This is a genomic window from Exiguobacterium alkaliphilum 12/1 (assembly GCF_000714435.1).
GTDB classification, from domain to species: Bacteria; Bacillota; Bacilli; order Exiguobacteriales; family Exiguobacteriaceae; genus Exiguobacterium; species Exiguobacterium alkaliphilum.
Map to the genome: position 1 here is coordinate 1 of NZ_JJMW01000024.1, position 20,000 is coordinate 20,000.

General features: G+C 55.6%; 20 protein-coding genes. 5 read left to right on the forward strand and 15 right to left on the reverse strand.

Going from position 1 to position 20,000, the window contains the following annotated elements; all coding sequences use genetic code 11:
- Positions 1-396, reverse strand: a 396-nt coding sequence (locus RT52_RS06035; RefSeq protein ID WP_034815855.1) for an NUDIX hydrolase, incomplete at its 3' end; no start/stop codon positions are given.
- A 141-nt stretch (positions 397-537) separates the two neighbouring features.
- Between RT52_RS06035 and RT52_RS06040 the strand changes: the two genes are divergently transcribed.
- Positions 538-1,044 (forward strand): DinB family protein, encoded by a 507-nt coding sequence (locus RT52_RS06040; RefSeq protein WP_034815857.1) that lies wholly within the window; start codon positions 538-540, stop codon positions 1,042-1,044.
- A 41-nt stretch (positions 1,045-1,085) separates the two neighbouring features.
- On the opposite strand, the gene RT52_RS06045 is transcribed toward RT52_RS06040, so the two are convergent.
- The 4 genes from RT52_RS06045 to RT52_RS06060 all read right to left on the reverse strand — a co-directional run bounded on the left by RT52_RS06045 (position 1,086) and on the right by RT52_RS06060 (position 6,761).
- Positions 1,086-1,751, reverse strand: coding sequence for a hypothetical protein (locus RT52_RS06045; protein ID WP_034815859.1), 666 nt, complete (start codon positions 1,749-1,751; stop codon positions 1,086-1,088).
- 100 nt (positions 1,752-1,851) lie between these two features.
- Entirely contained in the window at positions 1,852-4,257 is a 2,406-nt protein-coding gene (gene parC / locus RT52_RS06050) for a DNA topoisomerase IV subunit A (protein WP_034815861.1), read from the reverse strand.
- A 2-nt stretch (positions 4,258-4,259) separates the two neighbouring features.
- A complete protein-coding gene (gene parE / locus RT52_RS06055; protein ID WP_034815881.1) occupies positions 4,260-6,227 on the reverse strand; it encodes a DNA topoisomerase IV subunit B in 1,968 nt (655 codons plus the stop codon).
- A gap of 129 nt (positions 6,228-6,356) precedes the next feature.
- A complete protein-coding gene (locus RT52_RS06060) occupies positions 6,357-6,761 on the reverse strand; it encodes a CoA-binding protein (RefSeq protein ID WP_021067467.1) in 405 nt (134 codons plus the stop codon).
- A gap of 352 nt (positions 6,762-7,113) precedes the next feature.
- Between RT52_RS06060 and RT52_RS06065 the strand changes: the two genes are divergently transcribed.
- Positions 7,114-8,169: a GGDEF domain-containing protein gene (locus RT52_RS06065; RefSeq protein WP_034815863.1), complete on the forward strand. Its 1,056-nt coding sequence runs from the start codon at positions 7,114-7,116 to the stop codon at positions 8,167-8,169.
- Between the two features lie 15 nt (positions 8,170-8,184).
- Positions 8,185-9,192, forward strand: coding sequence for a tyrosine-type recombinase/integrase (locus RT52_RS06070; RefSeq protein WP_034815866.1), 1,008 nt, complete (start codon positions 8,185-8,187; stop codon positions 9,190-9,192).
- Between the two features lie 62 nt (positions 9,193-9,254).
- On the opposite strand, the gene RT52_RS16710 is transcribed toward RT52_RS06070, so the two are convergent.
- The 4 genes from RT52_RS16710 to RT52_RS06085 all read right to left on the reverse strand — a co-directional run bounded on the left by RT52_RS16710 (position 9,255) and on the right by RT52_RS06085 (position 12,882).
- Positions 9,255-9,908, reverse strand: coding sequence for a hypothetical protein (locus tag RT52_RS16710; RefSeq protein WP_245175474.1), 654 nt, complete (start codon positions 9,906-9,908; stop codon positions 9,255-9,257).
- The gene (locus tag RT52_RS16715) at positions 9,844-10,422 is read right to left on the reverse strand and encodes a hypothetical protein (RefSeq protein WP_245175475.1); all 579 of its coding nucleotides are present in this window, start codon (positions 10,420-10,422) and stop codon (positions 9,844-9,846) included. Before RT52_RS16715 ends, RT52_RS16710 begins: the two co-directional genes overlap by 65 nt.
- The gene (locus RT52_RS06080; protein ID WP_034815884.1) at positions 10,419-11,630 is read right to left on the reverse strand and encodes a hypothetical protein; all 1,212 of its coding nucleotides are present in this window, start codon (positions 11,628-11,630) and stop codon (positions 10,419-10,421) included. Before RT52_RS06080 ends, RT52_RS16715 begins: the two co-directional genes overlap by 4 nt.
- 61 nt (positions 11,631-11,691) lie before the next feature.
- Positions 11,692-12,882, reverse strand: coding sequence for a MalY/PatB family protein (locus tag RT52_RS06085; RefSeq protein ID WP_051690290.1), 1,191 nt, complete (start codon positions 12,880-12,882; stop codon positions 11,692-11,694).
- Positions 12,883-12,997: 115 nt separating this feature from the next.
- Here RT52_RS06085 and RT52_RS06090 point away from each other — a divergent pair, with 115 nt between their 5' ends.
- Positions 12,998-13,654 carry a M48 family metallopeptidase gene (locus RT52_RS06090; protein ID WP_034815868.1) on the forward strand — a complete coding sequence of 219 codons (657 nt, stop codon included), beginning with the start codon at positions 12,998-13,000 and terminating at the stop codon, positions 13,652-13,654.
- Between the two features lie 30 nt (positions 13,655-13,684).
- Here RT52_RS06090 and RT52_RS17035 read toward each other — a convergent pair whose 3' ends face one another.
- The 4 genes from RT52_RS17035 to RT52_RS06110 form a co-directional block, all read right to left on the reverse strand.
- The gene (locus RT52_RS17035) at positions 13,685-14,599 is read right to left on the reverse strand and encodes a methyl-accepting chemotaxis protein (protein WP_276324949.1); all 915 of its coding nucleotides are present in this window, start codon (positions 14,597-14,599) and stop codon (positions 13,685-13,687) included.
- A 215-nt stretch (positions 14,600-14,814) separates the two neighbouring features.
- Positions 14,815-16,059 carry a hypothetical protein gene (locus RT52_RS06100; protein WP_034815870.1) on the reverse strand — a complete coding sequence of 415 codons (1,245 nt, stop codon included), beginning with the start codon at positions 16,057-16,059 and terminating at the stop codon, positions 14,815-14,817.
- Between the two features lie 11 nt (positions 16,060-16,070).
- Positions 16,071-17,357 (reverse strand): hypothetical protein, encoded by a 1,287-nt coding sequence (locus tag RT52_RS06105; RefSeq protein ID WP_034815873.1) that lies wholly within the window; start codon positions 17,355-17,357, stop codon positions 16,071-16,073.
- Between the two features lie 92 nt (positions 17,358-17,449).
- Complete coding sequence (locus tag RT52_RS06110) at positions 17,450-17,833, reverse strand: DUF302 domain-containing protein (protein ID WP_034815876.1); 384 nt, start codon at positions 17,831-17,833, stop codon at positions 17,450-17,452.
- Between the two features lie 172 nt (positions 17,834-18,005).
- Here RT52_RS06110 and RT52_RS06115 point away from each other — a divergent pair, with 172 nt between their 5' ends.
- The gene (locus RT52_RS06115; protein WP_034808156.1) at positions 18,006-18,401 is read left to right on the forward strand and encodes a Spx/MgsR family RNA polymerase-binding regulatory protein; all 396 of its coding nucleotides are present in this window, start codon (positions 18,006-18,008) and stop codon (positions 18,399-18,401) included.
- 27 nt (positions 18,402-18,428) lie between these two features.
- Here the strand turns inward: RT52_RS06115 and RT52_RS06120 are convergent, their stop codons facing one another.
- Together RT52_RS06120 and RT52_RS06125 are read right to left on the reverse strand one after the other, a co-directional pair.
- Entirely contained in the window at positions 18,429-19,091 is a 663-nt protein-coding gene (locus tag RT52_RS06120; protein ID WP_034808133.1) for a methionine ABC transporter permease, read from the reverse strand.
- Positions 19,063-20,000, reverse strand: a 938-nt coding sequence (locus RT52_RS06125) for a methionine ABC transporter ATP-binding protein (protein WP_034815879.1), incomplete at its 5' end; no start/stop codon positions are given. The genes RT52_RS06125 and RT52_RS06120, both read right to left, overlap by 29 nt.

Genomic DNA, 20,000 nt, shown 5'->3' on the forward strand with positions numbered 1-20,000 from the left:
ATGATGCATATCGAACAGCGCGAGCAGGCGCACCGGTACGACATGGAACCCGGCCTCTTCCTCGATCTCCTTGATGATATTTTGAGCCGGGGACAACCCGACCTCACAAAAGCCACCCGGTAACGTCCAAAGCCCGTCCGACCGCTCCTTGACGAGCAAGATTGCATCGTCCCGGAAGACGACGCCGCGTACGTCAAGTTTCGGTGTCGGGTAACCGTCGACATGCGTCAGTTTCGTGACCTCGTCCAATGCGAGGTCTGACTGTCGTTCGAACATCTCGGTCGCAATCTGTTGCAGTTCGACGTAACGTTCGCGATCGAATTCGTCTTTTGTGAACGTCAGACCGGCCTGTGCCAGGGCCTGTAGCCGTTTGGCCCAGTCGAGCCATTGAGACATAGTGATCCCCCCAAGATTTTTCCTCTTATCCCATTCGCCAAACGATGGCCTTGTTCCTTTTCGAAATACCCGCTCCTATTAGAAAGTACCGATCCACCTCGTGATATACTGACATGAGAACAGGGGCAAAGGAGGAACGGTATGTCGATCGCTGTGTTATCCCAGTTCAAAGAAGACTTGGACGGGTATACCGAACGGCAGTTGCGCTATCAGGAAGCAGCAGACGTCTGGTCAATCGGACAGATGTACGACCACATCATCGTAGTGGCCGAGGAATATGCGGACGAGATTGAACGGTGTCTCGCCTCACACGAAGAACAACCACGCGGGAAGACCGAGTTCGGTGAACGATTGTTCCATGCCGGCGGGTTCCCTCCAGTTAAAATCCGTTTGCCGGACGAGATGAATCAGCCCCCGAACAATACGGACAAGCGTGAGACGCTCGAACGAAGAATCGACGAGTTGTCTGTGCGTTTAAAACGCCTCGAACCGCTCGCCCGCGCGGCAAATCGTGACGTCAAAGCCGAGCATGGCGGTTTTGGCTGGCTGAACGCACAGGAATGGTACGACCTCATTGAGATGCATACCCGGCATCACTTGCGCCAACAGGCCGATTTGGAGCGCTATCTGATGGAGGCTGGCATTTAAAATGCAATTAAAAAAAGACGCTTCGAGCGTCTTTAGGTTTACTACTCATAATAATAGCTTTCCGTGAACAGGTAATTTCGTTCGTACCGCTCACACCAGTCGAGAAAACTCTCATTCTCCGAATCCGCATGAGTGTAAGCCACCCAATCCGCCAGCAAGTCGCTATAGTATTTAAGTTCTGCCTCATATTCCGCTCGCTTTTCTTCACTAAGTACGTACTGGTTCAGCTGTCGCGCTTCTATGATGATACCTCTGTCCTCATCGACCTCACTGAGATAGAGATTTTCGTTAATGTGATGAAATGCGAACCAAAGTGCAAATATCTTTTGATCCATGAGCGCTTGGACTGCAATCTGTTCCGAAAGCCCACCAAGTGCGAATGCCTGTTCATACTCTTGTAGCCAGCGATAGGGACGAGGGTCATTCGGAAAACGCTGCTTCCACTCATAGAGAGTCGGTTGTAGTACGTTCGTTACGAGCGAATACACGAATATATTATAGGAGTCATCTGGGTCGGACGATTCGTCATGCGTGTATAGCCAGGCAACGAATTCCTGTCGTTGTTCAAAACTCCATGTCTCCACCGTTTTAAGAAACGGCGCCATGGCGGCAAGTGCCTGTTTACGTAATCCTCGACGCTTCAATTCACAAAACGTGCGAAATTCCGGATAATTGTTCATGTGTGGGTCGTTCAGCAAATCGTGCATGGAATGGTCTCCTCGTTCGTGGATTCACTTTCGTCTATTCCCTCTAGTATACCGAAACCAAAAACCCCTGCACAACGTCTGTTGTACAGGGGTTCATACGTTAATCGAGGTACACGTCCTCAATCTCTCCGAACGTCTCCTCGTCAAACACGAACGAGCCGTTGGCGTAGCGATCCAAGAGCGTCAACTGCTTCGTCTTGACCGTCTTCGCTTTCTCTTTCCCGATGATGTGGAGCGTCTCATCGTCATGGACCGGGAGCACACGACGAATCTGGTGCGGTTTCGATTTGACTTCACGGATGAGCATCGTCCCACGCAAGTTACGGTTCGTGCAATCGAACTGCGCTTCGAGCTTCATCTTCTTGACCGCGCCACGCTGCGTCACGAGAACGAACAGTGGCGGCGTGAAGAAGGTAAACGCATCGGCGACCGTATCGCCATCCTTCAAGTTCATCGCCTTGACGCCGGCGGCACGCTGGCCGACGACCGGCACGTCATCTTCCTTGAACCAGAGGCCATAGCCACGCTCCGAGACGAGGAACAATTGTCCCGGCCCGTCGCTGATGCCTGCGAAGACGACCGTATCGTCGCCTTTTAACTTCAACGCCATGAGCGCCTTCGACTTGCGCTGGGCGTCATAGTCACGGAGCGGCGTCCGTTTGACCATGCCGTCACGCGTCACGAACAGGCAGTGTGCGTCGGTATCGAACGTCGAGACGACATCGGCCGAGACGACCTGTTCGCCCTCGATCGGGACGAGGTTGGCCACGTGCTGTCCGGCATCCTTCCACTTCGACTCCGGAATCTGATGGACCGGGATGAGCAAGTAGCTGCCTTTGTTCGTCCAGACGAGCAAGTGGTCCGTCGTCATTGCCTGGGTGACGAGGACAGGACGGTCCTTGTCTTTCATGTCCGGCATCTCGTCGCTCGAGGCGCCGTATGAGCGCATCGACGAGCGTTTGACGTAACCGTCACGGCTGACGAAGACCATCGTCTCTTCGACGGCGATCATGACCTCGGTCTTCAGCTTCAACTCCTCGACCTCAGACTCGATGACCGAACGTCGCGCATCACCGAACTCGTCACGGAGCGCCGTGAGTTCTTTCGAGATGAGCTTTCGTTTCGTCGCGTCGACGTTCAAGATGTTCGCGAGACGCGTGATCTCTTTTTGGAGCGCCTTCGCCTCTTTTTGAAGCTCGACGATATCCGTGTTCGTCAAGCGATACAATTGAAGCATGACGACCGCTTCGGCTTGGCGGTCCGAGAACGAGAAGCGCGCCATGAGCTTCTGTTTCGCCTCGGCTTTATCTTTCGCCGAACGGATGAGTTCGAGCGTCTCATCTAAGACCGAGATGGCCTGTTCAAGCGCGTCGACGATTTCGGCGCGTTTCTTCGCCTGCTCGAGCTCGAACGTCGTCCGCCGCGTCACGACCTCTTCGACGTGTTTCAAATAGGCATCGATGATCGGCAGCAGCCCCATCTGTTTCGGCGTCCGGTTGACGATCGAGACCATGTTGTAGTTGTAGGCGAGCTGCAGGTCGGTATGCTTCAAGAAGAAGTGGAGCACACCTTCCGCATCGGCCTCTTTCTTCAACTCGATGACGACGCGGACGCCGGTCCGGTCTGTCTCATCGCGGACCTCGGCGACGCCTTCGACCTTCTTGTCGAGACGGAGTTCTTCCATCTTCTTGACGAGGTTCGCCTTGTTCACCTCATATGGGAGCTCCGTGATCGTAATTTGTTCACGGCCACCCTTGAGCGGTTCGATGACCGATTTGGCACGGATGATGACCTTGCCTTTTCCGGTCTCGAACGCCTTCAAGATGCCGTCGCGACCCATGACGATCCCGCCGGACGGGAAATCCGGTCCTTGCATGTACTCGAGCGCTTCCGTCGCCGTTTGGACCTGACCTTTCAGGCGGGCGATGGCGAGATTGAGCACCTCGGTCAAGTTATGCGGCGGAATCTCGGTCGCATAACCGGCAGAGATCCCCGTCGTCCCGTTCATGAGCAGGTTCGGGAGGAGTGACGGCAAAACGAGCGGCTCTTCGGTCGAATCGTCAAAGTTCGGCGTATAGTCGACCGTGTTCTTCGAGATCGACGTCAGCATGACGCCAGCAATCTTCGACAGACGGGCCTCGGTATACCGCATCGCGGCGGCCGAGTCGCCGTCCATCGAGCCGTTGTTCCCGTGCATGTCGATGAGCGGGTAACGCAACTTCCAGTCCTGCGATAGGCGTACCATCGCCTCATAGACGGAACTATCACCGTGCGGGTGATAGTTACCGATGACGTTCCCGACCGTCTTGGCCGATTTGCGGTACGGTTTCTCGTTCGTGTTGCCTTCATGGTGCATCGCATACAGGATGCGGCGTTGAACGGGTTTGAGCCCGTCGCGCGCGTCCGGGAGGGCCCGGTCCTGGATGATATATTTCGAGTAACGCCCGAAGCGGTCACCGACGACCTGTTCGAGCGACAAGTTTAAAATATGTTGAATCGTCGACATCGTTACATCACTTCCTCAATCGCTTTAGTCACGTGTTCATTGGCGATGATCGAATCATCTTCCTGGAGGCCGAAGGCGACGTTCTCCTCGATCCATTCCCGGCGATGGGCGACATTGTCCCCCATGAGCACCGAGACACGCTTGTCGGCGACGGCAGCGTCGTCGACCGTGACACGGATGAGCGTCCGTGTGTCTGGGTTCATCGTCGTCTCCCATAGCTGGTCGGCGTTCATCTCACCGAGACCTTTGTAGCGCTGGAGGATATAGCCCTTCTTATACACTTTGACGAGCTTCTCGAGCGCTTCTTCGTCCCAAGCGTACTCGAACTGTTCCGACTTGCCTTTCCCTTTCGAGATCCGATAGAGCGGCGGCAAGGCGACGAACACTTTGCCGGCCTCGACGAGCGGGCGCATATAGCGGAAGAAGAACGTCAACAGGAGCACTTGGATGTGGGCCCCGTCCGTATCGGCATCGGTCATGATGATGATTTTGTCGAAATTGCAGTCCTCGAGGTCGAAGTCGTGGCCGACCCCGGCCCCGATCGCGTGGATGATCGTGTTGATCTCCTCATTCTTCATGATGTCCTGGAGTTTCGACTTCTCCGAGTTGATGACTTTCCCACGCAGCGGCAGGATGGCCTGAAACGTCCGGTCGCGGCCCTGTTTGGCCGAACCGCCGGCCGAGTCACCCTCGACGAGGAACAGTTCGTTCTTGGCGGCGTTCTTCGACGTCGCTGGCGTCAGTTTCCCGTTCAAGATGTTCGAACGTTTCTTCTTCTTGCCGTTGCGCGCCTCTTCACGGGCTTTCCGGGCGGCTTCGCGGGCCTGGGCGGCGCGGATCGCCTTCTTGATGAGCATCGTCGCCATCTGCGGGTTCTCCTCGAGAAAGATCGTCAGTTGTTTGGCCATGACGCTATCGGCGCTCGTACGGGCCTCGGGCGAACCGAGTTTCGACTTCGTCTGCCCCTCGAACTGGAGGAACTCTTCCGGGATCCGTACCGAGACGATGAGCGTCAAGCCTTCGCGGACGTCACCACCGTCGAGGTTCTTGTCTTTTTCTTTCAACAATCCGTTCTTACGGGCGTACTCATTCACGATGCGGGTCATCGCCGTCTTGGCGCCGATCTCGTGCGTGCCGCCGTCACGTGTCCGGACGTTGTTGACGAACGAGAGGACGTTCTCGGAATAGGCGTCCGTGAACTGGAAGGCGAGCTCGAGCTCGATATCGTTCTCCGTCCCTTCGAAGTAGACGATCGGATGAAGCGTCGCCTTGTCGTCGTTCAAATATTGGACGAACTCGGCGATCCCTTCCTCGTAATGGAACGTCTCTTCCTTGTCAGTTCGTTCGTCTTTCAACGTGATCGTCAATCCTTTTAACAGGAATGCCGATTCACGGAGCCGTTCAGCGAGCGTGTCGTAGTTATATGTCGTTGTCGAGAAGATCGAAGCGTCCGGCTTGAAGTAGACGCTCGTCCCCGTCTGACGCGTCTTTCCGGTCTCGAGGAGCGTCGTCTGCGGGATCCCGCCGTCAGCAAACGTCTGCTCGAACACTTTGCCGTCACGATAGATCGTGACGAGTACCTTGCTCGAGAGTGCGTTCACGACCGAGGCGCCGACCCCGTGGAGTCCACCTGACGTCTTATAGCCGCCTTGGCCGAACTTACCGCCGGCGTGGAGCACCGTGAAGATGACCTCTGGCGTCGGTTTCCCGGAGGCGTGCATCCCCGTCGGCATGCCGCGCCCGTGGTCGCGTACCGTGATGGCGTCATCTTTATGGATGGTCACATCGATTTGGCCACCGAATCCGGCGAGCGCCTCATCGATTGCGTTATCGACGATCTCATAGACGAGATGGTGCAAGCCGCGATGGTCGGTCGAACCGATGTACATCCCCGGACGTTTCCGGACAGCAGTCAGTCCTTCGAGCACCTGGATGGCGTCTTCATTGTAATTAAATAAGTCTGTTGACATCTTCGTCACCTCAATTTCGAACACACGTTCGTTTTTCTATCCTATTGTATAGCTGTTTTTGGATTCTGGCAAGCCTCCCTCCGCGAGCGGGGCTCGTGAAAAAAAGGAGACCTACCAAGGAGGTAGGTCTTAACCGAGAAGGCGGGCGTGCTCGACATAGATGCATCGATTTTCGATGTAGTCGAGTCCGGCATCGCGAGCGATCCGCTCGGCGTCCGGGCTGGTGAGCCCGAGCTGGTTGAAGACGAGACCGACATCCCCATGTCGGACCGCATCTTCGGCCACGCCGGCCAAATACTCATTGCGTCGGAAGACGTCGACGATATCGACGCGCCCCGGGATGCTCTCGACCGTCGGATAGACTTTGCGTCCGTTCCACGTCTCGAGCGTTGGATTGACAGGGATGACTGTGTAACCTTGCAAGATCAAATAATCTGCGATTTGGTTCGCGGTCTTGTTCGGGTTCGCTGACACGCCGACGACAGCAATCGTCTTCGCCTCGGTGAGCCATTGTTTCAAACGTTGATCGTCCATCCTGAAATCCCCCTTTTGTTTACGTTCTCAGTGTACCTTTACCTGAATCACCGTTTCAAGCTTTATTTTCTTTTATCATACAACTGTAACTCTTTCAAATTTTTAAAACAAATCAATTGGTTCACCATAACTTATTATGTAAACCGTGATATATGACATTATTTTTCTGGTTCGCAGGTCGATGTGTGTCTCGGATGGAAATGACGTGTGAACGAACGTTGCGTGAAATATCTATTTCACGCAACTATACGCGCGAATTAAAGACGTTTGCGCGTGTCTATTTTAATCGATTGTTGGATAGGCATGGGCAAATGAGAATGGGTTCGGTATAATGAAAAAAGGAGGTGTTCGCGTGGGAACAGCCTATGAGGAACGTCGCGGTACACTATATAATTACCGCATCACTTTTTACGGGAACGTGTTCGCTTGGGTCATCCATGTCGTGTTCTTGATCACGTTTTGGCGACTTGACGTCACGACCCTCGCCTGGTCGAACATACTCAGCGTTCTCTATTACACGTTGTCTTTTTATTTTGTACATAAACGATATTATCGGACGTTCTTCATCGGTCTCTTCGTCGAGGTCGTCTATAACGCCATCATCTCGACCATCGTCCTCGGCTGGGGCGCGAACGTCCACTATTTCATCCTCATGGTCGCCTATGGCGTGTTCTTCATGCCGAACGTCAGCCGGGCCATTCGCATCGCCTCGACGATGCTCGCCATGGGAATCTACGGCTATTTATATGTGACCGTGACGGACGGGACGTCGCCGCTCAGTCCGACCCTGGAGCAAGTCATTGGGGTGACGTGCTTACTCGCGACGATCGCCTTGGTCGCCGGACTCTCCCTCATCTTTGAAGGGGCTGTCGTCGAGGTAACGTCCGAGCTCGAACGGTCGAACGAACGGCTGCATACCCTCGCCTCCCGTGACGGGCTGACCGGGCTCTATAATCGAACGACCGGATATCGTTTGGTCGAGGAGGCCATCCGCGAAGCTGTCGTATCGGGACGCCCATATACCATCGCTCTCGCTGACATCGACCATTTCAAGTCGTTTAACGAACAACACGGCCATGATTGCGGCGACCTCGTGCTCAAACAAGTCGCCTCCGCGCTCGCGCGAACAGACAGCATCGCCGTCCGTTGGGGTGGGGAAGAATTTCTCTTGTTCTTGGCGGGTCAAAGCGAGGACGAGGCAGCGGAAACGATCGACCGGTTGCGACAACAAATCAAATCACTCGAGACGATTTACGAGGGACGTCGGCTCAGTGTGACGTTGACATTCGGTGTCACGACGTGGCATGGGTTCAAAGATGTCGATACGCTCGTCAAAGAGGCGGACGACCGGCTCCGGGCCGGGAAACAGGCCGGGAAAGACCGCATCGTCACGTCAATCCATCATTAAGCAAGGAGCGATTTTTTGAGTATATTCCGCCAGCTCGGCCAATCACCGACGAAAGTCGACGCGAGACGTTTCAACTTGAGCGGCTATGAACGCATGCCGGGCTTCATCCAACGGTTCTTGAACCACATGGCCGCCAAACACTACTCGGAGCAGACCGCGCAGCGCTATCTGTATGATTTTTTGGATTTCTTCCGCTGGGTCGAGACCGCGAGTGCATCCGAGGTCGACCCGTCATCGGTCGAAATCGAATCGTTCGTCGAGTTCGACCATGCCGGGGCCGAGGCGTACGCGACGTACCTCGCCCTCGAGCTCGACAACGCCGCGAGCGTCATCAACCGCAAACTGTCCTCGATGCAGTCACTGTTCCACTTCCTAATCGAGACCGGCGTCACGGGGACGAACCCGTTCCAAACTGTCGAGCGCCCGAAACGAGCGAAACGTAACCCCGTCTATTTAACGGAGTCCGAATGGCTCGATTTCTCGACGCTCGTGCGCAGCAACGTCGGTATGAGCGACCGCGAGGCCGCCTGGTACGAGCGGAATCGCGAGCGCGATTTCCTCATCATCCAATTGCTCGGCCTGTCGGGCATCCGCGTATCGGAACTGACGGGACTCGATTGGAGCGACATCGACTTGACGACGAGGTCGATGCGCGTCATCGGAAAAGGCGACAAGGAACGAATCGTCCCCCTCGCCGCCCCGCTCGTGGCACTCCTGACCGAATGGAGTTCAGAACGCGGCCCCGTCTTCAAAAATGACAAGGGAGAGCGACTCTCCGTCCGCACGGTTCAACATATGCTCAAGCGTCACATCGATCGCTTGAAACCGTATCTATCGTTCTTGGTACACAAGCAAGTGACGCCGCACAAACTGCGTCACACGTTTGCCTCGCGTCTGGCGATGGCCGGGGTCGATGTCTTGACGATTCAACAGTTGCTCGGCCATGAATCGGTCGCGACGACGCAAGTATATGCCCATATCGGTGATGAGAAAAAAATTCAGGCAATAACAGGTTTACTATAATATATTATGTAAACCAAAGACGTGAAGCACCCCCGCTCTCTCGATGAGGACGGGGGTGCTTTTCATAATTGACGTGTCGACAAGATGATAATCGTCTCGTCGAGCACAGTATAATATGCGTTCTCGAACCGTTGGCGTTCGTTCGCCTCGAGGTGGAAGATACTCACGCCTTGGTCACCTTCAGCCGACTCATGGATGAAGTATGTCCCACCGAGCACACGCTCGAACGGAGCCGTGTCGAGGAAACGGGCGCCGGACGTCGCATCGATCAGTTCTGTGTGCTCGTCCGACTCCTCCACTTTGATGAAAATCGTCGAACTGACATCGTCATACGTGAAATCGAGCGGCTCGTAGGCGCCCCAGTCGATGACGGCGACTTCACGCAGTACGTCCGGTGCCGTCAGTTCATAAATCGTCTCCTCGTTCGCCTCGTCGATGAAGGCCGCGAAGCGGAGCTTCCCGTCCCGTTCACCCAAATATTGCACGGTGTCCCCTTCCCCGTGCAGGCGAATTAGGTCATCGAACGGGATGCGCTCCGCCTTCGACCAAATCGCATCGACCGCCTCGTCGAGCGAACAAACGAGAATCGCCTCAGAGTGATCGATTGGATCGTCCGGGGAGACGAGACCGGACTCGAGCGCCTCATAATAGTCAAACTCGTCGAGTCGGGCGTTGCAAATGATGTAAGGGACGCCTTCGAACGAAGCCGTAAACAAATACAGCTCGCGGAACCGGCCGGCCTGACCGATGAGACGTTCGTCTCGGATCCGTTCCTGTTGATTCGTCTCTACGTCTAACAGCCACGCCTTGATTCGTCTCTACGTCTAACAGCCACGCCTCGTCCGTCGTCCCATAGCTCGTCAAGAAGAGGAAGTAGCGGTCGCCGAGCACCCAATAGAGTGTACTGTTCCCTCGCTTTTCGAACGTCGCGAGCACGTCCTCTCGTCCAGTCCGATATTCGAGCGAGACAAGTTCTGTCCGGACGACACCCGTACGGTCTGGCGCCTCGTTCAGAAAGTAGACACGCCCATCACTCATGAACAGCTTGGCCATGCCGTAATCTTCATACGTACGTTGATTGATCTCGGCGACGGCCCCGTCCTCCTCGTCGTAACGATAAATCGAGAAGGCGGTCTCGCCTCGCTTCTGTCGGTAATAGACAGACGATTCGGTCACGGCAATCAGGTCTTCGTGACTAATCGGCATCGCGCGTGCATCGACAATTCTCATAAGGCACCTCTTTCGTATGGGGATTCGATCGGTTCGACGGTGACAAGTCCAGGCGGTCGTTTCGGGAACGTGATCCGCAAATAGGCATACTCGATGACGGACTGGTGCGGATCGGTCTTCTCGATCCAGCGGATACGTTGCTGATTGGCAAGGGCGTGCCCGATTTTCTCCTCGATTTGGAACTGGGAGATGCCGCGGTAGGCGACTTCTTGGATGTAGGTCGACTCATCGGACTCGAACTGTTGCCAAATCCCCATCACGAGCTGACCGAGCGATGAGACGCGGTCGTCCGGTAGTCGCACCGTCCGTAGCGTCTGCTCGACCTCGTTCAGGCATTCCAATGGGTCATCAGCGACGGCGAACAGCCGTTTCGCCGAGTTGTTCATGACGCGATAGCGGCGTTTGCCGTTCTCGAGTCGGAGCACTTGGGCGTACGGTTCGACGGGCACGCCGTGAAAGAACGTCTCCGTCCCGCCCCAGGCGAAACCGAACGACGGATCGAATTTTCGAATCGTCCGCATGAAGGCGAGCATGAAGTCCTCGACTTCCCGACGCTCGAGCCGCAGCCACTCGGCGAGGGCGAGTGCCCCCCGCTCTTTCGGGATGCGGTCGACGGGGAAGAAGAGATCCCCTTCACTCAGCCGGTGCGGACGAAGCTCGGTCCCGTCGGCACGATAATCGGTCGCCGGCCGACCACTCCGCCCCGCATACACGATCCACTCATCGTCCGTGCTCTCGAGCGCGTACGCCTGATGGGCCCAAGGCGGGGTCACGTAAAGGGCGGGAAACTCCTCATACGTCTCTAGATGTAAATAAGACCGGTCGTTCCACAGTTGGGCGAGCAAGCGGACGATCTCCCCCGTCTCCGACTCTTTCGGGGCGATGTAATTCCCGGTGTTTCCGATATACGTCAATAAGTGAAAGCCATAGGCGTGATAGAGATGGCGTACGATTCGCTCGAACACCGCTGCGACCATGCGCTCGAACAATGGATGGTCGTCACTGCGGTTCACGGTCGTCGCGTCCACCGTGCACATGAGCCACCCCATCCGTTCATAAAGCCGAATCCGGAGCGGGTAAAAGATGAGCGGAGAGGATGTCGCATGAATCTCGGTCATCCCGATGTTAGCCATATTCTCGACTTGAAGCGTGAAGCCGCTCCGTCTCAACTGCTCCTCCATCTTTTTCTTCCAATTGATCTCCATCATCTCACCTGCTTTCTCCCGCCTCGTCTGTCGGCTCGTTGTGAAATTTTTCCCGTTTCTCGTTTCATACAAACGCGTTTCCTTCGGGTTGTGTCGTCTCACCGATTTGACGTACGAGGCGCTCAATCGCCTCGTCGAGGATGGCGCGGCGTGTCCCGAAGTTGATCCGCTCGAACGTTTGTCCCGATATACCGAACGGTGGCCCCGGGGAGAGGAAGAGACGCACGTCCTGCTGCAACCATTTCTTCCGCTCATCAGGGGTGAGCCCGAGCGCCGCGAAGTCGACCCACAACAGATAGCTCGCCTCCGGCATGAAACAGGTCAGCCGGGGCAACGATTCTTGGATTCGTCCGACGAGATAGTCGGCCTGTTCCTCGAGCTCGGCGCGCAACTGGTCGAGCCATCGTTCGGCACGCGGGTCGGTATAGGCCGTGACGATGGCCGTGTTCGCGAACGGCGTCGGCAAGACGTGATGCTTGTTCTGGACTTGGATGATCCGTTTTCGCCAGACATCGTCCGGACAGATGATATAGGAAGCGAACAGCCCGGCGATATTGAACGCCTTCGACGGCGCACTGACCGTGATGACGTTCGAATCGAGGCGGTTGAGGGCGACGTGTCGTTGTGTCGGGAACGTCAAGTCCGCATGGATCTCATCGGCCACGACGATGACGTCATGCCGCTTGGCCAGTTCGATGACGCGCTGCAACTCCTCCTCGGTCCATACCCGGCCGACCGGGTTGTGGGGGGAGCAGAGCAGGAACAGTTTCGCCTGGCGCATCGACTCCTCGAGCGCGACGAAGTCCATCTCGAACCGACCGCCCACTTGCTCGAGCGGCGCATCGAACAGTTCGCGCCCGAGCCCCGTCACGAGCTCATGGAACGGCGGATACACCGGCGACTGGATGACGACCCCGTCCCCCGTCTCGGTGAGCGCCTCGACGATCTGGGTGAGCCCCGGTACGACCCCGTTCGAGAACAAGACGTGGTTCGGGTCGACCTCGGTCTCGTGACGGCGTCCATACCAGGAACTGACCGCCCGTTGCGCTTCACGTGAGAACAGCGTATAGCCGAACTCCCCGGTCGCCGCGCGTGCTGCGAGCGCCTCGCTGATCGCTGGTGCGGTCCGGATATCGATATCGGCGACCCATAACGGTAATACGTCAGACTTCAAACGGAACCAGCGCTCGAGGCCGTCCCATTTGACCGAGTCAGTCCCGGTCCGGTCGAGCGTTTGATGTAAGATTGATTTCATAGTCATCCCTCCTGTCCTTACTGTATCAAAAATATCAATCGGCTTGTCGGCAAAAGCGTGGCGGTTTTCCGAGACGTGTTCTATAATCGAGCGAGAAGATGAGGGGGTGAGACCGATGACCGTGAAAGTCATCCGCCATAAACGCAGAAAATACGCCGCCTTTTTCGTGACGCCTGAAGGAATCGAGTTGCGCATCCCGGCCCGGCTCCCGAATCGGACGGTCGAGGCCATCTTGCATGACCATAAGGACTGGATCAACGATCGGCTCGCGGCGCTTCCACACGTGCCGGCATTGCCGTCCGATACGTTGTTATTCCAAGGGAAGACGGTGCCGCTCGTCCGACGGAAAAACATCGATACGTTCGCCTTCGAAGAGGACACGTTCATCTGTCCCGACACGTGGGACGAGACGCACGTCCGTGCCGCCTATGAACGGTTCCTTCGTGTCGAGGCGCTCCGTTACGTCACCGCGCGTTCACTCCTATATGAACGGACACTCGGCGTCCGGGCAAAGAAGATTCGCATCGGGCATCAGAAGGCGCGTTGGGGCTCATGTAGCTCGACCGGGACGATCTCGATCAACGTCCGGCTCATGCTCGCGCCGTCCGAGGTGCTCGACTATGTCATCGCCCATGAATGGGCCCACCTTATCCACTTCGACCATTCGAAGGCGTTCTGGTCGACCGTCGCCTCGATCTATCCGAACGTCAAGACGGCGACGTCTTGGCTTAAAGCGAACGGGCACACGCTCCAAATCAAAAAAACCAATTGACCGAGGCTTTCGCCCATGTCGATTGGTTTTTTATATGGCACCCGTGAACGCCTCCGTCGTCCCGTTCAACGAATCGGCTGATTGCTCGATGCTCGCGAAGCGCCGCAACGTGTCTTCCATGATGGTGACGCTCGCGTGGATGTCTTCGTTCGAGCGTGAGACGCCGTCGACGATGGAGGTCAATTCTCGGTTCATCCCGTCCGTGTTCGCCCGGACCTCGACAACGGCCCGTTCGACGAGGCGTGACAAGTTCCGGACCTCGGTCGCGACGACGTTGAACCCGAGGCCGTGTTCCCCGGCCCGTGCCGCCTCGATGGCAGCGTTCAGCGACAACAGGTTCGTCTGGGCGGCGATCTCTTTTATCGTGCTGGCGATTTTTGTGATTTCACTGGCTTGGTCTTGGAGTTTGCCGAGCGTTGTCAAGTTGACGGAGGCGTCTCGTTCGAGCCGTTCGATCGTCTGTTTCAAATGATGGCTCTCTTCCATCCCACTCCGGGCACGTTCATCCAAGTCCCCGGCAATGTCCCGGAACGTTCTGGCATACCGTTCGATCGTCAACTGCCGCTCCGTGATGTCCGAGGCGATTTTGACGACCCCGACGACTTCGTCCCCTTCGAAGATGGGCATATACGTCGCCTCGAGCCAAATCGATTCACCGCGAGCGTCGACCCGCTCGATTTTGTCGGCAGCGCTGAAGCCGTTGAACAGCTTGTTCCAGAACGTCTGATAGCCAGGGCTAGCGACGAATTCGGGCGTACAGAACAAATGGTGGTGCATCCCGAGCATCTCATCCCGACGATATTTCATCGTCTTGGCGAACAAGTCGTTCACGTCGACGACGCGACGCTGGCGGTCAAATCGGATCATCGCCATGTTCGAGGCGATGGTCGTGAGGACATCAGGTGCTGTCAGTGTGCGATTCATATGTTGTGTCATTCCGATCATTCCCATCTTCATATGTTGATTTATTTTAGGACTTTATTCCTTTAATGCGTTGGAATTTCAGTGTAACGTGTGCGAAAAGTCCCGGCTAGCACCTTTTTCAACGGATGGTCAATATCTTGAGTTTGAAGTATTTACCATGTGGTGTTCTGTCAGCAAAAAAGAAAGGAACACCCGCAATCGGCTGTTCCAGATGGTTCCACGCACTAGTTGTCTCTTCATTCGAACGCTTGGGGAAACAACGCCTTGAACGTCTCTACGCCGACGCTTGACAGTTTGAACGCTTTACCGGTCTTCATATCTTTAATGAAGACGTCAACTTTTTTTGAGCGCTGTTTGTAACTCACCTCGAACTGTTGTCCAAGATTTCCATGCAACAGCGTCAAATACATGTACTCTTTCGCTTCACCGCTTTTCGTCGAAGAGGTTGCTGACTCGAGCGCTTGGACCAATCGGACATACGCCTCTCCGCTCACGCTGACGGCGTCCGGATACGGTAGCGGTACATCAGCATGGTAAGGATGTTTATGAAGGTACGCGACCGATTTCCCGTTTACATCACCTGCATCGGTACGCAATCCATTCGGTTGAAAACGTATCGATACGGATTTGGAGAGATTTTGTCCGTCTACGTCAATCGTAACGTCATACAGCAAAAACGATTCCATCGGTTTCATATTCCCTTCTTTAAAGCGGGGACGGACGGAAAGGTTGTCTGCACCGTGGAGGAGAACGTCACTATCTTTCATGACGCTCGTACTGTAGTGAACACCGTCATGGGACAACAGAAAATGAGGAAGATTCGCCAAGGCATCGTAGCCTAATGCCACGAACTTCTGTTGTTCGCTAAACTGCGGGCTGAAATCGAAGGACGGGAAGTCGACAACCTTGTCCCCAATCTTAAACTCGATTGTCCCGCTAAACCCGGGTGATATGCGCATGAGCGTGTCAGGATATACGCGAATATCCTGTTTTTCCTGATGGAAGGCGTTCAGCTCATCTAACGCGTCTCGCTCTCTCTCAGTCGCGAGATGGACGGCCGGGAGAAGTGAGACCTCTATCCCGACTTCATTTTGAAAGTAAGGAGGCCGGTCCTCGAGCTCGACGGCGTGGTATCCTTCCATTTCGTTTGACCGACAGAGCGCATAGACCGCATCTCCTTCGATATATGTTACTTCGGTAAAGCTGTATCCATCATCGATGTCAGTTGTAAACGGGGCACGCGTCGCATACGCCATCCCGAGCACTGAAAACGTCTTTCCTTCTAAGTCGGATAAGCGCTTATCATCCTTACATGAGTTTAGTAACGCATATGCGTCGACATGTTCATCTCGTGCGTTGATTTTAAACTGTTCGGCTTGCCAGTGCTCCTTGACATGGTCATAGCGGACGACGTCCACATCTTCCGAACAACCCGCAGTCACCAACAATAGCGAGAGTGCCGCTAACGTCCGTTTCTTCATATTCAACCTACTCATTTCTGCTTCAGATCCGGGAAGTACGAGAAGAACGTCTCGGCCCCTCCGCTCGTCAATTTATACGTCTGTTCCGATAGGAGGTCCGTGATATATACGTCACGCTTCTTCGACCGTTGTTTGAACGAGATGGCGAACTGCTGTCCTTTCAAGCCGTTCACGATCGTCAAGCGTGTGTACTCCCCCGTCTCGCCGTTCCGTTTGACGGGCTCGGCTAACTTGATGGCATCGATCAACTCATCCACATCGGTGCCGGCCGCCTTGAGGACATCTGGATAGGCGAGCGTCTCATCAAAATTGAACGGTTTTTTATGGACGTAGACATACGGCTCCGCGCCCCGAATCGCCAACTGTTCGTCTGCGAATCGCTGCCTCAAGTCTCGTTCTTCTTCGGTGTCGAACGTCCCTTCCCGATACGTCAACGTCACTTCGGACGTCTCACGCTTCCCGTCCTTTTCATAATGAAATGCAAAGATGGGGTACGAAATGTCCGGGATGAGGACATCCGTGTCGATCGGTAGCCGTTCGACCTCGAGCGACTCGAACCGAGGGGCCGGCTCCGTCGCATCGAACGTCACCTCGAGTGGTTGGGAAGAGATGTGTCCGTCCCCGTAACGCATCAAGAGATAAGGCAACGACTCACTCTCGCTTGACGCGAACATCATCTGGATGTCACCGATCCCTACGGACGCCGGTTCGAACATATGTAGCGGGAACAACGTTGGCCAGCCGTCGATCGCAATCTCGATTTCACCGTAGAGCGCCTGCGAGAACGCGAACACGGCATCACCGAACGGCTCGAGCTTGAACGGATGGTCCTGCAACACATCCGCTTCGAGGAACGCTCTCTTGGCCGATGCTGAGACCGGTAACACGACCGGCGCCCGGTCGACCGGTTGGGAAGTGACGACTTGTTCAGGGAACGATGGAACGACTTCGGCCTGGAGATTCGGCGAGACCATGTCCCGGCAGACCGCGTACAGTTGGTCCCCTTCCACATACGTGACCGCCTTGTACATAAAGTCATCACCTGCGTTCGTGAACGGCGGACGACTCACCACGATCGTGTCGTGCACGGTCAGTTCGCCCTCGAGTGTCGTCGTCAAGTCCCCCGTACACGCCTCGAGTACCGTACCGACGTCCGCCGTTGCCTTCTGATTTAGCGAATAATGTCCGACGATCCAATGTTCATCGATATAATCTAATTTCAGTGCGCTGTCGCGCTCGTCCCCACACCCCGAGAGGACGAGCATGCTCAACGCGATTACAATCAACTTCGGCTTCAATCGTACCGCCCCTTTTTGTTTGATAATCCAATTTTACCATTTACTTACTTTCAATGACATAAGAAAACCCGCCATAGTAGCGGGTGATCCGTTCAGATGCTGTTATCGATGGCGCGTGTCAGTCGAGTCTCGACGTCTCGTGCGATGACTTGGAGTGAATCGTCCTCAATCAGCTCGATCAATCTCGTCGGCTTCGGCATGCCGACATGCGTCGCCCCGTCTTTCGTGAAGACGGCTAGTTTACATGGAAGGAAATAGCCGCCCTCGCGATGCGCCGTCAACACTTTCTTCGCTTCTTTCGGGTTGCACACCTCGAGGATGCGATAGTCCCCATCAATCGCCTGCCCCTTCTCTTCAAGCGTCGCCCCGAGGTCAAAGTCCCAAAGGACGCCGAACTCTTCTTCTTTGAGCGTCCCTTTCAGCTTCTCGACGACGTCTGCGACTGATTGATCCGTCGTAACCGTATAATCGAACATATGAACTCCTCCTTAAAATATGGTCTCTTTCGTCATGTACCCTTCCGATAGGGACATCATTCCTTGGTAGACGAGAAAAAAGTCTATGTGATTTGAAACATATTCCGCTACATGACGTATGAATGATAGAAAATAGAACTATCCAACTTGACGCAAAGGAGAAGTGGTTGTGGTGACGGTCACCGTATTCACACATACTAGCTGCAGTTCTTCCCGCAAGACGATTGATTGGTTACGTGAACAGAACATCCCGTTCATCGAGAAGAAATTGACTGACCAAGGGATGTCGTTCAACGAGTTCAAAGACATGCTCCGCCTTACCGAGAACGGGACGACCGACCTGTTGTCCGTCCAAAAGAGCGTGTACAAACAGGCAGCCGACCAGCTCGATGAGATGTCGCTCCGAGAACTGTACAGTTTCGTCGCCTCACACCCCCAGATTTTGAAGAGCCCGATCGTCGTCGACGACAATCGGATTCAAATCGGGTTTAGCGAGAAAGAGATCCGGACGTTCATCCCGCGCCATGACCGAATCGCCGAGCTGAAACGTCTGCTCGACAACAAGTAAGAGCCCTGCCGCAGCAGCGCTCTTTTTTTATGCCTTCTTGAGTCGGGCCGCCAAGCGGTTGCCGAACGATTGAATCGATTGGACGAGCAAAATCAAGACGAAGATCGTCACGTACATGACTTCCGGCTCGAAGCGGAGATGGCCGTACTGATAGGCGATGTCTCCGAGGCCACCCGCCCCGACGAGCCCGGCCATCGCGGTCGCCCCGATCAACCCGATCGTCGCGATCGTCAGTCCGAGCACGATCGACGAGCGGGCCTCACGGATGAGGACGTACCAGATGATCTTCCGTGTCGAGATGCCCATCGCCTCGTACGCCTCGACGACGCCGCGGTCGACTTCGAGAAGCGCCGACTCCATGAGACGTGCGATGTACGGTGCCGTGAAGACGATGAGCGGGAGGAGCACCCCTTGTACCCCGATCGTCGTCCCCATGATGAACCGTGTGAACGGCAAGATGAAGAACAATAGGATGATGAACGGGATCGAACGGACCACGTTGATGACGCTCGAGAGCGCGCCGTAGACGTAACGGTTCGCCAGGCGCCCGCTCGGACGCGTCAACACGAGCAACGTCCCGAGCGGCAGTCCGATGAACGTCGAGATCACGAGGGCGATGCCTGTCATCGTCAGCGTTTGAATCGTACCGGTCCAAATCAAGTCACCCCAGTCGGCCCAGAACTGTAGCATGGTTCGTCACCTCCTTCACTTTCACGCCGCTCGCTTCGAGATAGCGGACGGCTTGGTCGGTCTTGTCGACATCCCCGTCGAGATGGATGAGCAGGTTGCCGACGAGCCCGCGTTTCAACTTCTTGATGCCGCCGCCGATGATGTTCGGGAGGAGCCCGAACCGCTTCGTCAACTGGGCGAGGACGGCCTGTTCGGTCTGGCTGCCGATGAACGACAAGTGGACGAGCGTGCCGTGCGTGCTCAGTTCCTTGACGACTTCTTCCGGCACGTCGAGGTTCGTCTTCAAGAATTTCTGCGTCGTCGCGTGGACCGGGTCGGCGAACACGTCGAGCACGTCGCCTTCCTCGACGATCTTGCCGCCGTCGATGACGGCGACACGGTCACAGATCCGTTCGATGACTTCCATCTCGTGGGTGATTAGGAAGATCGTCAAGCCGAGCTCGCGGTTAATCTCGAGCAACAAGTCGAGAATCGACTCGGTCGTCTCTGGGTCGAGTGCGCTCGTCGCCTCGTCGCTGAGGAGAATATCCGGCTCGTGCGCGAGGGCACGGGCGATGGCGACGCGTTGCTTCTGTCCGCCCGAGAGCTGTTCCGGGTAATGCTTGCGATGGTCGGTCAGTCCGACGATGTCGAGGTATTTGTCGACCCGCTGTCGGATCGTCTCTTTATCGAGCCCTTCAAGGCGGAGCGGGATGGCGACGTTTTCTTCGACCGTTGCCGTCTTCAGCAAGTTGTAATGTTGGAAGATCATCCCGATGCGGTGCCGGAGCTTCGAGAGCTCCTTTTTGCCGAGTTTCGTGATGTCCTGTCCTTCGATCTCGACCTGGCCCGACGTCGGGCGTTCGAGCAGGTTGATCATCCGGATGAGCGTGCTCTTCCCGGCACCGCTGCGCCCGATGATGCCGAAGA

Coding starts and splice junctions, on each gene's coding strand:
- parE (WP_034815881.1), bottom strand. CDS start 6,227: ATGTCAACAGACTTATTTAATTACAATGAAGACGCCATCCAGGTGCTC.
- RT52_RS06080 (WP_034815884.1), bottom strand. CDS start 11,630: ATGATGGAGATCAATTGGAAGAAAAAGATGGAGGAGCAGTTGAGACGG.
- RT52_RS06090 (WP_034815868.1), top strand. CDS start 12,998: ATGACCGTGAAAGTCATCCGCCATAAACGCAGAAAATACGCCGCCTTT.
- RT52_RS06045 (WP_034815859.1), bottom strand. CDS start 1,751: ATGCACGATTTGCTGAACGACCCACACATGAACAATTATCCGGAATTT.
- RT52_RS06060 (WP_021067467.1), bottom strand. CDS start 6,761: ATGGACGATCAACGTTTGAAACAATGGCTCACCGAGGCGAAGACGATT.
- RT52_RS06100 (WP_034815870.1), bottom strand. CDS start 16,059: ATGAAGAAACGGACGTTAGCGGCACTCTCGCTATTGTTGGTGACTGCG.
- RT52_RS06120 (WP_034808133.1), bottom strand. CDS start 19,091: ATGCTACAGTTCTGGGCCGACTGGGGTGACTTGATTTGGACCGGTACG.
- parC (WP_034815861.1), bottom strand. CDS start 4,257: ATGTCGACGATTCAACATATTTTAAACTTGTCGCTCGAACAGGTCGTC.
- RT52_RS16715 (WP_245175475.1), bottom strand. CDS start 10,422: ATGAGAATTGTCGATGCACGCGCGATGCCGATTAGTCACGAAGACCTG.
- RT52_RS06040 (WP_034815857.1), top strand. CDS start 538: ATGTCGATCGCTGTGTTATCCCAGTTCAAAGAAGACTTGGACGGGTAT.
- RT52_RS06085 (WP_051690290.1), bottom strand. CDS start 12,882: ATGAAATCAATCTTACATCAAACGCTCGACCGGACCGGGACTGACTCG.
- RT52_RS06110 (WP_034815876.1), bottom strand. CDS start 17,833: ATGTTCGATTATACGGTTACGACGGATCAATCAGTCGCAGACGTCGTC.
- RT52_RS17035 (WP_276324949.1), bottom strand. CDS start 14,599: ATGATCGGAATGACACAACATATGAATCGCACACTGACAGCACCTGAT.